Genomic DNA, 13,799 nt, shown 5'->3' with positions numbered 1-13,799 from the left:
GGCAGCCAAACCCCGTGCCAGAATGACACGATGAGCACCACCACCTCCTCCTTCCAGTCCAACGCAGATGGCACCCAGGTCACCACCTACACCTGGGCCCAAACCCCGGGCCAACCGGTGGGCGTCGTTCAAATCTCCCACGGCCTTGCCGAGCATGGCGAGCGCTACGACCGCTTTGCGCGGGCCCTGAACGCCGCAGGCTTCATCGTCCACGCCGTGGACCATCGCGGCCACGGGCGCACGGCAGGTGGCAAGCTGGGTGACTTTGGCAGCGCTGGTTTCAACGGCCTCATTGCCGACGTGGCGCAGTTCGGCGCACTGCTGCGCGCGCAGCATGGGCCGCAGCAGCTCCCGCTCTTTTTGTTCGGCCACTCCATGGGCTCGTTCGCTGCGCAGGCGGCCATCCTGGACCATTCATCCACCTGGTCCGGCGTCATCCTGTCGGGCTCCACCGCCCTTGACCTGTTGGCCGCCGCCATGGCCAACGCCCCCGCCGATGCGCCCGCTGGGCTCGCGGCATTCAACGCAGGCTTTGAGCACCGCACCGGCTACGAATGGCTGTCGCGCGATGCTGCCGAAGTCGATGCCTACGTGGCCGACCCGTGGTGCGGCTGGGATGTGCCACCCGACGTGATCCCCTCACTCTTTGCCCCCGCGCCCCGCTTGGCGGACCCCGTGCAGCTCGCACGCATCCGCAGCGACCTGCCCATCCTCATCGCATCCGGGGACGCAGACCCGCTGGCCGCAGGCGGGGTCTTGTTGGAGCAACTGGGGCAGCGGTATCGGGATGCCGGTGTGACCGATGTCACGGTCAGGCTGTACCCGGCGGCGCGGCATGAGATCTTGAACGAGACGAATCGGGATGAGGTGACGGGGAATGTTGTGGCTTGGCTGAAGGCGCGTGTGTAGGTAGTGGAGTCGGTGCTCAATGCTGTGGTGGTGGCCTATTCAATGCCTGTTCTGGGCTGATAACAGGAATTCGACATCCACATGCAGATGACTGCAATCGCTGCAGAGCCGATCGCAGGCGTGCCAGCTCCAGACAGTTAGCCGACCACCATCTTCACGTTTGCTTTGCTTCTGGCCGACTTGGATATAGCCGTCGCAAGGGAGGAAATATGAAAATTTCTAAGCTGATCATCAAGAACTTTCGTTCGTTGCGAGACGTGGCCTTTGAGCCTGGCGGATTCAACATCCTCGTCGGCCGGAACAACCACGGCAAATCGAACCTGTTCGAAGCTATCGAATGGTTCTATTCCGGAAAGGGCGACCTGGCAGATCTTCGATATGCGGGAGCGTCTGAAGGCGAGGAAATGGTCGTCGAGATTGAGTTCTCTGGCGTTCAAACCGGACTTGAGCAAATCTCGAACAAGGACAATCAGCAGAAGCTGAGAAACATCGTTGGCGAAGACGATGTCTTAAGCGTTCGTCGTACTAGCGTCGATTCCAAGGCACGCTATGTCTACAACGCAAAGGAAGGGAAGTGGCAAAAGCAGCCGGTTGGCGTCGACAGCGCGTTTAACAACTGCATCCCTCGCTTCGAGTTCGTCCTAACCGATAAGAACCTCAAGGAGGTGTCAGCCTTCAAGGCTACAACACCCATTGGTCAGATGCTCAGCAGCGTCGTGTCTGAAGCGCTCGAGCAGGATCCCAGATACGTGGATTTCAAACAGAAGTTCGCAGAGCTATTTGAGTCTCCAGATTCAAATGTACGGAGGCTGCTGCAGCAGACTAGCGAGCGTGTCGCTGGCCATTTGAAGCTGCAATTTCCCGATTGCGCTGCCGTTGAGTTCAACGTGGAGATTCCGCCTTTCGAGGATTTTTTGAAAGGCTACACGACGACCGTTGACGATGGCGTGACCACGCTCGCAGAAGAGAAGGGTGATGGAATGCAGCGAGCGCTGATGCTGGCCATCATCAAGGCTCATGCCGACGCGCGCCGTCACGAAGCTCTTGGGAAGGCGTTCATATTTTTCATCGATGAGGCCGAGCTTCATCTGCATCCAGCAGCACAGCGTCAGCTCAAGAATGCATTGGCGAGCCTGACTGAGGATGTAGACCAGGTCTTCATCACAACCCACTCGTCAGTCTTCCTTTCTGACACGCACGCGGGGCAAGCCGAGTTTGTTGTCGAGAAGGAGGATGGGGCGACCTCGGTGACTCCAATGACGAAGAAGGAAAGAGTTCGAACAGTCTACGAGCTCCTCGGCGGGAATCCGACAGACCTTTTGCTGCCTGCGAACTTCTTGGTCGTTGAGGGTCCGAGCGAGGTTCTGTTCATCGAAGCGGTTTGCGCCAGGTACTACCTCGAAAAGCCCAAGATTCATGTCGTGGCAGCGAATGGGGATGACGAGCGTCAGGCACAGTATCTTGCGGCGTTGATGAAGTGCTATGCGCCGCTGAAGGACTCGCCCGTCTATCGTCGATGCGCAGTTCTGCTGTTCGACGCTCCGACGGGTGGAGACAAGCAGGCTCGGCTTACTGCCTTCCTCGAACAAAACGCCGACATTCGCGACAACAACCGGGCTCACACGCTTCCGACGACAGGGCTGGAAGACTACTACCCGGCGGAGGTGCGTGCCAAGTACCCCAATCTGACGAACAAAATAAAGCTCGCGAGGGCCATCGGCGCTGAGATAACCCAAAATCAGTTCGAGCAGGATATGCCCGTGATTTTCGCTGCACTGACTGCCTGCTGGGAAAAGGCGTATCAGGCTTGACTAAGACCTGTGAGTACCCGATTGTTCTCATTTGAATGCGGCAACAGTACTACGGCGCATTCGATACGAATTGCGTGCAGAAGACCCCTTTCGCTGCGAAGCAGCCAGGACCCTGAGCATTCAATCTCGTGGGTCAATAGACCGTCTACCGCCCCCGCATCCCTCGCCCCCTTCGCGCGCCCCCCGCCACCTGACAAGCCTTCCGATACGCCCGCAGCGTCAGCTCCGCCCGCTGCATCACCGTGTCCTCCACCGTGGCCGCGCCTCCGGCTAGCTCATCGGCCTGCGCCTGCAGCAACTCCGCCGGGCTCATGCCCGATGCCTCGCCCGTCAGCAGCGCAATGCCTTCGCTCACATGCCCCATGGTGTAGACGTGGAACAGCCCGCGCTCCACCGCGTCCAGCACGCTGCGGTCCAGCATCAGGTGGCGTTGGTTGCGGGCAGGGATCAGCACGCCGTGGGTGCCGTCCAGCCCGGCCGTTGCGCAGGCGCGGAACCAGCCTTCGATCTTTTCGTTGATGCCGCCCACGGGCAGCACTTCGCCATGCTGGTTCAGTGCGCCGGTCACCGCAATGCCCTGGCGCAGGGGCAGGCCTGACAGGCTGGACAGCAGCGCGTACAGCTCGGCGCACGAGGCGGAGTCGCCTTCCACGCCGCTGTATTCCTGCTCGAACACGATGGATGCATTGAGCGCCAAGGGCGCTACATGGCTGAACAACGCGGTGAGGTAGCTGTGCAGGATGAGCACGCCCTTGTCGTGGATGGGGCCGGACATATCGACCTCGCGCTCGATGTTGAGCAGGCCCTCTTGCCCGGCAAAGGTGCGCGCGGTGATGCGCACCGGAAAGCCAAACCGGTAGTCGCCCAGGTCAATCTGCGTCATGGCGTTGATCTGGCCGGTGATGGAGCCCTGCAGGGTGATCAGGCGCTCACCTTCGGTGATGGACTCGTGCAGTTCTTCTTCGGGCTGGTTGTGGCGCAGGGTGCGGGCGGCCAGGGCGGCTTGTACGTCGACGGCTTGCACCAGGGTGCCTGCGCGGGCCTGGCACAGGGCGGCGCTCTCGATGGCGAGTGCTTCGGTGTGGGCAAAACGCGCGCTTTGGCGGCCTTGGTCGTCGGCCTCGCGGTGCGATTGCTCCAGCAGCAGGGCCACGGCGTCGGCGGCAAAGTGGGGCAGGCCGCGCTTTTTGCAGCAATGCGCGACCAGGATGGCCGAGGACTGGTGGGTGCCGGGGGTGGCGATGAAGCGGTCTGAAAAGTCCACCTTGACGCGAAAGCGCCGCGCGGCGTCGGGGTCGGCCTCTTGCAGGGCGTAGTACTCCTCCACCGATCCGATCAGCACGATCTTCACATCCACGTCCACCGGCTCGGGCTGCAGTGCCACGGCGCCGCCTGGCGCATGGGCGGGGCCGCCACCGCCGCCGTCCTCGATCTGCAAACGCCCGCAGCGCAGAAAGCGGCGCAGGCGCGGCCACAGGCCTTCTTCGGCGGCCAGGTCGTGCAGGTGCAGCAGGATGAAGCCGCCATGCGCCTTGAGCAGGCTGCCCGCGTGAATGCTGGCGTGGTCGGCCTGCACGGTGTCGGCGTCGGCGCCGTGTTCGATGCTGCCGAACAGGGTGCGGGCCGTGGGGTTGTCTTCCACCACCACCGGGGCGCTGGTGCGGCCGTGGTTGTCCACCACCACGTTCACCTGGCAGCGGGCCAGCAGGTCGTCCAGCGCGTCCTTGCGGTCGTCTTCGGCGTCCTGGCCTTGTTCAGCGTCACCTGGCTCGAACAGGTCGATGTGGTCCAGCACGGCGCGTTCCACCTGGTCCAGCCACTGCGTGAGCTTGACGGCGTCCTTGATCTGCTTGCGCAGGCCCTGGCGGATGCCGTGCAGCGCGTGCTCCACCAGCGGCTTGATGGTCTGGCGGCGCAGGGCGGCCAGGGCGTCGTCGCGCGCGCGCTCCAGCGGGCGTGTGGTTTCGAGGAACTTGGCGATCTCGGCGCGCAGCTCCTGCTCGGCGGCGTCGATCTCGGCACGGCGCTCGCGGGGCAGGGCGCGCGCTTCGCCTTCGGTCAGCGGCTGCCCCTTGGGGCCGGTGAGGGTGAACACCATGTGCCCGGCCTCGCGGCTCAGGCGGAACTGGCGGGCCTCGGCAAATGCGTCCAGCGCTGCAAAGGCTTCGCTCTCTTGCGCTTGCCAGGTCTTCTCGATGCGCTCGGTCTCGGCCTTGAAGTCGGGGCTGGTCAGGCGCTTGGGGATGTCGGCCTGCAGGCTGCGTGCCATGTCGGCCAGACCCTGGCGCAGCAGGCGGCCCTCGCCTGCGGGCAGGCGCAGCGCGCGGGGGCGGTCGGGCTGGTCAAAGTGGTGCAGGTAGCACAGGTCGGGCGGCACCGCGCGTTTCGCGGCCTCGGCCTGCATGGCCTGGCGCAGCAGCGACGCCCGCCCGCTGCCCACTTCGCCCAGCACAAACAGGTGGTAGTCCGGCTGCTGCATCGCCAGACCAAATTGCGCAGCGGCCTGGGCACGCTCCTGCCCGATCCAGGGCAGGGGCAGGTCTTGCAGCTCGGCGGTGCTGGCAAAACCCAGCGTGGCGGGGTCAATGGTCAGACGCAACTGGTAGGGGGTAAGGGCAAATGCGGGCATTGATGTGGGTGTAGGAGGGGGCGGTGCGGAGTGCGTGGCAGGCAGCCGTGCAGCACCTGGCGACCAAAATATGAGCCAAAACGGGCAGATGCGCTAGTGCAATATGCCCTGGGTGCTATCAATAATGTAGTGAATGACCATGGGCGCGCAGGGCGCCCAGTGCCATTCGCTTTGGCATGCGCAACGGCATGGGCATGCGCATCAGTGCGCCACCGGGCATACCCCGGCAGGTGCACCACCGGCCAGGGCGTGGCTGCGGGCATCGGCCAGTGCGGCGGCGGTGGGGGCCTCGGTGGGCCAGCCCGCCAAGTGCTGCTGGGCCACACGGCTCAGGGCAGTGATCCAGTGGTGGTTGTCGTTCAGGCAGGGGATGTAGTGAAACTCCTTGCCGCCCGCGTACAAGAAGGCCTCGCGCACTTCCATGTTGATTTCTTCCAGCGTCTCCAGGCAGTCGCTGGTGAAGCCGGGGCACACCACGTCCACCCGCCGCGTGCCCGCCTTGCCCAGCGCCTCGATGGTGGGCTGGGTGTAGGGCTCCAGCCACTTGGCCTTGCCAAAACGCGACTGGAAGGTGATGCGGTAGCGCTCCTCGCGCAGTCCCAGGCGCTCGGCCAGCAGGCGGCCGGTCTTGCGGGCCTCGCAGTGGTAGGGGTCGCCCAGGTGCAGGGTGCGCTCGGGGACGCCATGAAAGCTCATCACCAGCTGGTCGGGCTGGCCGTGGTGCTTCCAGTGCGTTTCGATGGTGCGGGCCAGGGCGTCGATGTAGCCGGGGGCGTCGTGGTAGTGGTTGACAAACCGCAGTTCGGGCACGTTGCGCGTAGCGGCGGCCCAGGTGTAGACGGCGTCAAACACGCTGGCTGTGGTGGTGGCGGAGTACTGCGGGTACAGCGGCAGGATGAGGATGCGCGTGGCGCCCTCGGCCTTCAGCGCATCGAGCTGGCTGGCGATGGACGGGTTGCCGTAGCGCATGGCGTGGCGCACCAGCACCGCGTGGCCCGCCTCGCCCAGCCAGCCGCGCAGCAGCGTGGCTTGCTTGGCCGTCCAGTGCGCCAGGGGCGAGCCCTCGGGCGTCCAGATGCTGGCGTATTTGGCGGCCGACTTGGCCGGGCGCGTGCGCAGGATGATGCCGTGCAGGATGGGCATCCACAGCAGTTTGGGAATCTCCACCACGCGGTGGTCACCCAGGAACTGCGCCAGATAGCGGCGCACGGCCGGGGCCGTGGGTTCGTCGGGCGTGCCCAGGTTGCACAGCAGCACAGCGGTGCGGTCGGCTTGGCCGTGAGTGAAAGGGGGTTCGGGGTGGAAGGAAGGCATGCGGCATTTTCACCCACGCGCCGGGCCAGTGCGGGCTGGGAGCCTATTTGCCGCCCGGCACACAGCTGCCTGCGAGATCAGCGCCGGGCATGTCGTCTTCATGCGTTTGTAGCCCTGTTTTTGGGCGCATCGGGTATTCCCTGATGTGGTTATGAAACCGGTTTCATAAACTGGCGCCACTTTGGAATAACGACTGTCCACCGTGAATTACCAGTTCCAGTTCGATGCCGTGTTTGCCGCGTGGCCCTTGCTGCTCAAGGGCACCTGGATCACCGTGCAGCTGTCGCTCACCGCCACCTTGCTGGGGCTGGTGGTGGCCATCTTTTGCGCCTGGGGCAAGACCGGCGGGCCGGGCTGGCTGCGGTTTTTGATCAATGCGTACATCGAGGTCATCCGCAACACGCCGTTTCTGGTGCAGCTGTTTTTCTTCTTCTTTGCGCTGCCATCCATCGGCCTGCGCTGGTCGCCCTACACGGCGGCGCTGACAGCCATGGTGGTCAACCTGGGGGCGTATGCGGCCGAGATCGTGCGGGCGGGCATCGAGTCCATTCCCAAGGGGCAGATCGAGGCGGGCAAGGCGCTCAACCTCAAGCCGTGGGAGATCTTTCGGTTTGTGATCCTCAAGCCCGCGCTCAAGGCCATCTACCCGGCGCTCACGAGCCAGTTCATCTTGCTGATGCTCAGCTCGGCCGTGGTGTCGGTGATCTCGGCGGACGACCTGACCTCGGTGGCGGCCAACCTGCAGTCGCAGACCTTCCGCAGCTTTGAGATCTACATCGTGGTGACGGCCATCTACCTGGCGCTGGCGCTGAGTTTCTCGGCGCTGTTCAAGCTGATCTATCAGCGCATGCTGAATTACCCAGACCGTCGCTGAGGAATACCTGCCATGCGTACTTTCGGACTCTCCGAGTTTCTTTTTATCGTGCAGGCCGCGCAGTGGACGCTGGCGCTGTCGGCCATTGCCTTCGTCGGCGGTGCGCTGCTGGGGCTGGTGGTGGCGCTGTCGCGCACCTCAGAGAACGCTGCGGCACGCAATGCATCGCGCGTGTTCATCCAGGTGTTCCAGGGCACGCCGCTGCTGCTGCAGCTGTTCCTCATCTTCTTTGGTGCGCCCGTGCTGGGGTTTGACATCAACCCCTGGGTGGCCGCGGGCGTGGCGCTGGTGCTGAACAGCGCGGCGTTTCTGGCCGAGATCTGGCGCGGCTGCATCGAAGCGGTGCCACGTGGACAGTGGGAGGCTGCGCAGGCCCTGAACCTCAAGTACGTGGCCCGCATGCGGTTTGTGGTGCTGCCCCAGGCCTTCAAGATCGCACTGCCGCCCACGGTGGGCTACGTGGTGCAGATCATCAAGGGCACATCGCTGGCGGCCATCATCGGCTTCACCGAGATCACGCGGGCCGGGCAGATCATCAACAACGCCACCTTTCAGCCGCTGCATGTGTTCACCACCGTGGCCGCGCTGTACTTCGTGATCTGCTGGCCGCTGTCGCTGCTGGCCGCACGCATGGAGCGCAAGCGCGCACGTGCTCTGGCGCGCTGACCCACGCGCCGCCATCCTCTTTTCTTTCTGTTCTCGTTCACACCAACCACCAGGAGACATGCGATGACTTTTTCTTTGCAACGCCGCACCGCCACCGCCGCTTTGGCTGCCTTGGGCCTGGGTGCCGCGCTCACGGCCTTTGCGCCGCTGGCCTCGGCCCAGTCCGTGGCGGACATCAAGAAGAAGGGTGAGATCACCATCGGCATGCTGGTGGACTTTCCGCCCTACGGCACCACCAACGCGCAAAACCAGCCCGACGGCTACGACGCCGACGTGGCCAAGCTGCTGGCCAAGGACCTGGGCGTGAAGGCCAACATCGTGCCCGTCACCGGCCCCAACCGCATTCCGTTCTTGCTGACCAACAAGGTCGATGTGCTGGTGGCATCGCTCGCGATCACGCCCGAGCGTGCCAAGCAGGTGCAGTTCTCGCAGCCCTACGCGGCCGCGACCATCGTGCTGTACGGCAAGACGGGCGCCAACATCAAGAGCGCGGCAGACCTGAAGACCGTGCGCGTGGGCGTGGCCCGCGCCAGCACGCAAGACGTGGCCGTGACCAAGGCGGCGCCCGAGGGCACTGAAATCCGCCGCTTTGACGACGACGCGTCGGCCATGCAGGCGCTGATTTCGGGCCAGGTCGATGCGATTGGCTGCTCGGTCACGGTGGCGGCGCAGATCGCCAAGCGCGTGCCCGCCAACACCTTCGAGAACAAGTTCAACCTGCTGCAGCAGGCCATGGGCATCGCCCTGCGCCCCGGCCAGGACGAGCTGACCAAGGCCGTGAACGACTTTGTGGCACGCAACACTGCCAATGGCGAGCTGAACAAGCTGTACCAGAAGTGGCTGGGCGCTGATCTGCCCAAGCTGCAGTAAGCCTGCCTGAACGATAAGGAGCCATTGATGAGCGACGCAGTCACGACCGCCCCCGGCACACCGCCGATCATCCGCATGGAGGGGGTCAACAAGTGGTACGACAGCTTCCAGGTGCTCACCGACATCAACCTGTCGGTGCGGCAAGGGGAGCGCATCGTGATCTGCGGGCCATCGGGCTCGGGCAAGTCCACGCTGATTCGCTGCATCAACCGGCTGGAGACGGTGCAAAAGGGCCGCATCGAGGTCGATGGCATCGACCTGACCGCTGGCGGCAAGAACGTGGATGCCGTGCGCGCCGAAGTGGGCATGGTGTTCCAGCAATTCAACCTGTTCCCGCACCTGACCATTCTGGAAAACTGCACGCTGGCCCCCATGCGATCGCGCGGCATGAGCAAGGCGCAGGCCGAAGAAGTGGCCATGAAGTACCTGACCCGCGTGCGCATCCCCGAGCAGGCGCATAAGCACCCCAGCCAGTTGTCGGGTGGGCAGCAGCAGCGCGTGGCCATTGCGCGGGCGCTGTGCATGGCGCCCAAGGTGATGCTGTTTGACGAACCCACCTCGGCGCTCGACCCCGAGATGGTCAAGGAAGTGCTGGACACCATGATCAGCCTGGCCGAAGACGGCATGACCATGCTGTGCGTGACGCACGAGATGGGCTTTGCCCGCAGCGTGGCCGACCGGGTGATCTTCATGGCCGACGGCAAGATCCTGGAGCAGGCGCCACCACAGCAGTTCTTTGGCCAGCCGCAGCACGACAAGACGCGGCAGTTCCTGGGCCAGATCCTGAGTTCACACCACGCACATTGAGACCCACGCACAGACCCACGCACATTGAGACCTGACAGGTCGTGCGGTTGATGGCCTTCGCCCCGTGGGGGCGCGGCCTGAAAGAAACACATGAAGGTATTGATTTCCTTGTCCTCCTTCGGCGCGGCCGAAACAGGACGCCACGGCCAGCTGTGGTGCACCGACCTGGCCCAGCAAGCGGGCGCGGACGGCGTGGAGGTGCGTGGCGAGCTGCTGCGCGATGCGGCCACCGAGCTGCCCGCGCTGGCGGGCCGGGCGGCGGTGTACTCCAGCCCCGAAGGCCTGTGGACCGCGCATGGCGAGCTGGATGAAGCAGCCCTTGCACGCGGCGTGCAGGCCGCCCAGGTGCTGCGTGCACCGCGCCTGAAGATGTCGATTGGCGGCTTTGGCGCAACCCTGCCGACATCGCATGCCTCGCTGCAACGCCTTAAAGCCCTGCTGCAGGCCGCCCCGCAGGTGGAGCTGGTGATCGAGAACGACCAGACCGCCACCGCCGGCACGCTGGCCGCCATGCAGGCATTTTTTGCAGCCCAGGCACAGGCGGGGCTCGGCCTGGGCATGACCTTTGACATGGGCAACTGGCACTGGCAGGGCGAATGCCCGCTGCAGGCCGCGCAGGCCCTGGCACCCTATGTGCGCTATGTGCACTGCAAGGGCGTGCAGCGGCTGCCCGCCAAGTGGGTGGCGGTGCCGCTGGCCGATTCGGTGGCGCCCTGGCGCGCCGTGCTGCGTGCCTTGCCAGCCGATGTGCCGCATGCCATTGAATACCCGCTGGTGGGTGACGACCTGGTGGCGGTCACGCGCGAGCAGGTGGCCTTTATCCGCGCTGCACGGGAGGCTGCATGAGCGATTCAGCCTTCGACGTGGCACTGTTTGGCGAGGCCATGCTGCTGCTGGTGGCCAACGAGCCCGGTCCGCTGGAGAACGCCACCGGCTTTCACAAGCGCACGGCCGGGGCCGAGACCAATGTGGCCATTGGCCTGGCGCGCCTGGGCCTGAAGGTGGGCTGGGCCAGCCGCCTGGGCATCGACTCCATGGGCCGCGCGCTGTTGGCCGCCATGCAGGGCGAAGGCATCGATTGCTCGCACGTGGTGTGTGATGCCACGCAGCGCACGGGCTTTCAGTTCAAGGAGCGCGTGACCGATGGCCGCGACCCGCAGGTGGAATACCACCGCAAGGGCTCCGCCGCCAGCCAGATGGGGCCCGCCGATGTGGACGAGCCCTGGCTGCAGTCCGCGCGCCACCTGCATGCCACAGGCGTGTTTGCCGCCATCTCCGACACCAGCCTGCAGGCCGCCATCCGCACGCTGGAGGTGATGCGTGCTGCAGGCCGCACCATCTCCTTCGACCCCAACCTGCGCCCCACGCTGTGGTCGTCGCCCGAGACCATGCGCCACTGGATCAACACCCTGGCGACCTATGCCGACTGGGTGCTGCCGGGCATGGAAGAGGGCGTGTTTTTGACCGGTGAAACCACTCCAGAGGGCGTGGCACGCTTTTACCGTGAGCGCGGCGCCAAGCTGGTGGTGGTCAAGCTCGGGCCCGAGGGCGCGTACTACGACAGCGACGTGGCCGGCACCGGCCGCGTGCCTGGCGTGCCCGTGGCCCAGGTGGTGGACACCGTGGGCGCGGGCGACGGCTTTGCGGTGGGCGTGATCAGTGCCTTGCTGGAAGGCCTGCCGGTGCCCGCCGCTGTGCGCCGTGGCGCCTGGATTGGTGCCCGCGCCGTGCAGGTGCTGGGCGACACCGAGGGGCTGCCCACCCGCGCCCAGCTGCAGGAGGCGGGCCTGTGAGCCTGGCGCTACCTTCAGCAAACGGCAGCACAGGCCCTGCGCGCAAACAGGTGCTGGTGTTTCGCGAGCTGCCGCCCGACCAGCTCGCGCGGTTGACCGCCGTGCACGACGTGACAGTGGCCGACCCGCGCAAGCCCGACGAGCGCGCGCGGTTTGACGCGGCGCTGGCGCAGGCGCACGGGCTCATTGGCTCCAGCTTCCCCATCGATGCCGCCGTGCTGGCGCGTGCGCCCTGGCTTCAGGTGGTGTCCAGCATTTCGGTGGGCGTGGACAACTACGCGCTGGACGTGCTGCAGGCGCGCGGCATCATGCTGTGCCACACCCCCGGAGTGCTCGACGAAACGGTGGCAGACTCGGTGTTTGCCCTCCTCATGGCCACCAGCCGCAGGCTGGTGGAACTGTCGCAACTGGTGCGCGAGGGCCGGTGGACGAAGAATATTGGAGAAGACCTGTTTGGCAGCGATGTGCACGGCAAGACGCTGGGCCTGCTCGGATTTGGCCGCATTGGCCAGGCCGTGGCGCGCCGCGCCGCACTGGGGTTTGGCATGCCGGTGATGTACCACGCCCGCCGCCCGGTCGACCTGGCAGCCCAGGCCCCCGAGTTGCAGGGCAAGGCCATCCACACGCCGCTGCCTGCGCTGCTGGCGCAGTCGGACTTTGTGGTGGCCATGCTGCCCTTGTCGGACAGCACACGGGGTATGGTCAATGCCGAAATTTTTGCGACCATGAAGCCCGGCGCCATCTTCATCAACGGCGGCCGGGGTGCCACCGTGGTGGAGCAAGACCTGCTGCACGCGCTGGACCATGGCCCGCTGCGCGCAGCGGGGCTGGATGTGTTTGCCACTGAGCCGCTGCCGCTGGCGTCGCCCCTGCGCACCCACCCGCGCGTGACCCCGCTGCCGCACATCGGCTCGGCCACGCACGACACGCGCCATGCCATGGCCGCGTTGGCCACCACCAATCTGCTGCAGGCCCTGGCGGGCGAGCGGCCCGCCGCCGTGTACAACGCCGTACCCGCATGAGCCCGCCGACACCCGCACCCTCCGCCACGCTGCGCGCCCGTCCCACCATCGCCGATGTGGCGGCCGAGGCCGGTGTGTCCAAGGCCACGGTGTCGCGCTACTTCAACCACCGCGAACGCCTGCTCAGCCCCGACATTGCCGCGCGGGTCGAGGCGGCCATCGCCAAGCTGGCCTATGTGCCCAGCCCCATGGCCCAGGCGCTGAGCCATGGCCGCTCGCGGCTCATTGGCCTGGTGGTGGCCGACATCACCAACCCCTATTCGGTGGCCGTGTTGCGGGGCGCCGAGAAAGCCTGCCAGGACGCAGGCTACCTGGTCATGCTATTCAACCTGGGCAACGACCGCGAGCGCGAGCGCGCGGCCATCGACGCGCTGGCCAGCTACCAGGTGGATGGCTTCATCCTCAACACGCTGGGGCAGGGCGAGGGGCAGGCGGATGTGAACACCTTGCACGGCAAGCCCGCCGTGCTGGTGGACCGGCGCCACGCCGGGCTGGCGGCAGACTTCGTCTCGCTGGACAACCAGGGCGCCATGCGCGAAGCCTGTGCCCACCTGCAGCAGCAAGGCTGGCAGCGCCTGCTCTACATCAGCCAGCCCTTGCTGGGCGTGAGTTCCCGCATCGAGCGCACGGAGGCCTTCCGTGCGCTGGTGTCCTCCAAGGGCTCGGCGGTGCGCGGCGCGGTGCTGCAGCTGGCGGCCGAGCAGGGTGACGAAGTGCTGGACCAGGCACTCACCGATCTGCTGCAGCAGGCCCGGCCCGGCGAGCGCTGCGCGGTGGTGGCGGGCAATTCGGTGGTCACGCTGCGGGTGGCAGCGTCCGTCTCGCGCCTGGGGTGGACGTTTGGGCAACAGCTGGGTTTCGTAGGCTTTGACGACCCCGAATGGGCGTCGCTGATCCGGCCTGGCCTGAGCGCGGTGGCCCAGCCCACCGATGCCATCGGGCAACGTGCTGCGCAGTGCCTGCTGGAGCGTATCAACGGCCTGGAAGGCCCTGCGCGCGAGAGCCTGCTGCCCGGGCTGCTGGTGGTGCGCGGATCTTCGTTGGGGCCTGGGGGCGCGCCAGACCCGGGTTGAACGCACTGCATTCCGCAAAGGCCTGCGGTAT

12 protein-coding genes are annotated in these 13,799 nt (G+C 65.6%); 10 read left to right on the top strand and 2 right to left on the bottom strand.

Annotated features, from left to right (window positions below):
- Positions 1–30 precede the first annotated feature (30 nt).
- Positions 31–909, top strand: a complete 879-nt coding sequence (locus IB236_RS17805) for an alpha/beta fold hydrolase (RefSeq protein ID WP_192421642.1) — start codon at positions 31–33, stop codon at positions 907–909.
- A gap of 209 nt (positions 910–1,118) precedes the next feature.
- Positions 1,119–2,720, top strand: coding sequence for an ATP-dependent endonuclease (locus IB236_RS17800; RefSeq protein ID WP_192421641.1), 1,602 nt, complete (start codon positions 1,119–1,121; stop codon positions 2,718–2,720).
- Between the two features lie 145 nt (positions 2,721–2,865).
- Here IB236_RS17800 and IB236_RS17795 read toward each other — a convergent pair whose 3' ends face one another.
- Both IB236_RS17795 and hemH read right to left on the bottom strand, forming a co-directional pair.
- Positions 2,866–5,349 carry a Lon protease family protein gene (locus IB236_RS17795; protein WP_192421640.1) on the bottom strand — a complete coding sequence of 828 codons (2,484 nt, stop codon included), beginning with the start codon at positions 5,347–5,349 and terminating at the stop codon, positions 2,866–2,868.
- Positions 5,350–5,550: 201 nt separating this feature from the next.
- Positions 5,551–6,663 carry a ferrochelatase gene (gene hemH / locus IB236_RS17790; RefSeq protein WP_192421639.1) on the bottom strand — a complete coding sequence of 371 codons (1,113 nt, stop codon included), beginning with the start codon at positions 6,661–6,663 and terminating at the stop codon, positions 5,551–5,553.
- A 202-nt stretch (positions 6,664–6,865) separates the two neighbouring features.
- Here hemH and IB236_RS17785 point away from each other — a divergent pair, with 202 nt between their 5' ends.
- The 8 genes from IB236_RS17785 to IB236_RS17750 all read left to right on the top strand — a co-directional run bounded on the left by IB236_RS17785 (position 6,866) and on the right by IB236_RS17750 (position 13,768).
- On the top strand, positions 6,866–7,537 hold the full coding sequence (locus tag IB236_RS17785) for an amino acid ABC transporter permease (protein ID WP_056064535.1): 672 nt from the start codon (positions 6,866–6,868) through the stop codon (positions 7,535–7,537).
- A gap of 12 nt (positions 7,538–7,549) precedes the next feature.
- The gene (locus tag IB236_RS17780) at positions 7,550–8,203 is read left to right on the top strand and encodes an amino acid ABC transporter permease (protein ID WP_056064532.1); all 654 of its coding nucleotides are present in this window, start codon (positions 7,550–7,552) and stop codon (positions 8,201–8,203) included.
- 63 nt (positions 8,204–8,266) lie between these two features.
- On the top strand, positions 8,267–9,073 hold the full coding sequence (locus tag IB236_RS17775; protein WP_015014908.1) for a transporter substrate-binding domain-containing protein: 807 nt from the start codon (positions 8,267–8,269) through the stop codon (positions 9,071–9,073).
- 27 nt (positions 9,074–9,100) lie between these two features.
- Positions 9,101–9,880 (top strand): amino acid ABC transporter ATP-binding protein, encoded by a 780-nt coding sequence (locus tag IB236_RS17770; RefSeq protein ID WP_056064526.1) that lies wholly within the window; start codon positions 9,101–9,103, stop codon positions 9,878–9,880.
- A gap of 90 nt (positions 9,881–9,970) precedes the next feature.
- Positions 9,971–10,726, top strand: a complete 756-nt coding sequence (locus IB236_RS17765) for a sugar phosphate isomerase/epimerase (protein ID WP_192421638.1) — start codon at positions 9,971–9,973, stop codon at positions 10,724–10,726.
- On the top strand, positions 10,723–11,673 hold the full coding sequence (locus tag IB236_RS17760) for a sugar kinase (protein WP_192421637.1): 951 nt from the start codon (positions 10,723–10,725) through the stop codon (positions 11,671–11,673). The genes IB236_RS17765 and IB236_RS17760 overlap by 4 nt, the downstream gene beginning before the upstream one ends.
- On the top strand, positions 11,670–12,695 hold the full coding sequence (locus IB236_RS17755; protein WP_192421636.1) for a D-glycerate dehydrogenase: 1,026 nt from the start codon (positions 11,670–11,672) through the stop codon (positions 12,693–12,695). Before IB236_RS17760 ends, IB236_RS17755 begins: the two co-directional genes overlap by 4 nt.
- Positions 12,692–13,768: a LacI family DNA-binding transcriptional regulator gene (locus IB236_RS17750; protein WP_192421635.1), complete on the top strand. Its 1,077-nt coding sequence runs from the start codon at positions 12,692–12,694 to the stop codon at positions 13,766–13,768. Before IB236_RS17755 ends, IB236_RS17750 begins: the two co-directional genes overlap by 4 nt.
- Positions 13,769–13,799: the final 31 nt, after the last annotated feature.

It is taken from the genome of Acidovorax sp. ACV02, from assembly GCF_014851475.1.
Classification (GTDB): Bacteria; Pseudomonadota; Gammaproteobacteria; order Burkholderiales; family Burkholderiaceae_C; genus Acidovorax; species Acidovorax delafieldii.
The sequence above is the reverse complement of the archived record's forward strand: the minus strand, read 5'-3'. Positions and strand labels throughout refer to the sequence as shown.

Coding starts and splice junctions, on each gene's coding strand:
- IB236_RS17770 (WP_056064526.1), top strand. CDS start 9,101: ATGAGCGACGCAGTCACGACCGCCCCCGGCACACCGCCGATCATCCGC.
- IB236_RS17780 (WP_056064532.1), top strand. CDS start 7,550: ATGCGTACTTTCGGACTCTCCGAGTTTCTTTTTATCGTGCAGGCCGCG.
- IB236_RS17805 (WP_192421642.1), top strand. CDS start 31: ATGAGCACCACCACCTCCTCCTTCCAGTCCAACGCAGATGGCACCCAG.
- IB236_RS17760 (WP_192421637.1), top strand. CDS start 10,723: ATGAGCGATTCAGCCTTCGACGTGGCACTGTTTGGCGAGGCCATGCTG.
- IB236_RS17775 (WP_015014908.1), top strand. CDS start 8,267: ATGACTTTTTCTTTGCAACGCCGCACCGCCACCGCCGCTTTGGCTGCC.
- IB236_RS17795 (WP_192421640.1), bottom strand. CDS start 5,349: ATGCCCGCATTTGCCCTTACCCCCTACCAGTTGCGTCTGACCATTGAC.
- hemH (WP_192421639.1), bottom strand. CDS start 6,663: ATGCCTTCCTTCCACCCCGAACCCCCTTTCACTCACGGCCAAGCCGAC.
- IB236_RS17800 (WP_192421641.1), top strand. CDS start 1,119: ATGAAAATTTCTAAGCTGATCATCAAGAACTTTCGTTCGTTGCGAGAC.
- IB236_RS17765 (WP_192421638.1), top strand. CDS start 9,971: ATGAAGGTATTGATTTCCTTGTCCTCCTTCGGCGCGGCCGAAACAGGA.
- IB236_RS17750 (WP_192421635.1), top strand. CDS start 12,692: ATGAGCCCGCCGACACCCGCACCCTCCGCCACGCTGCGCGCCCGTCCC.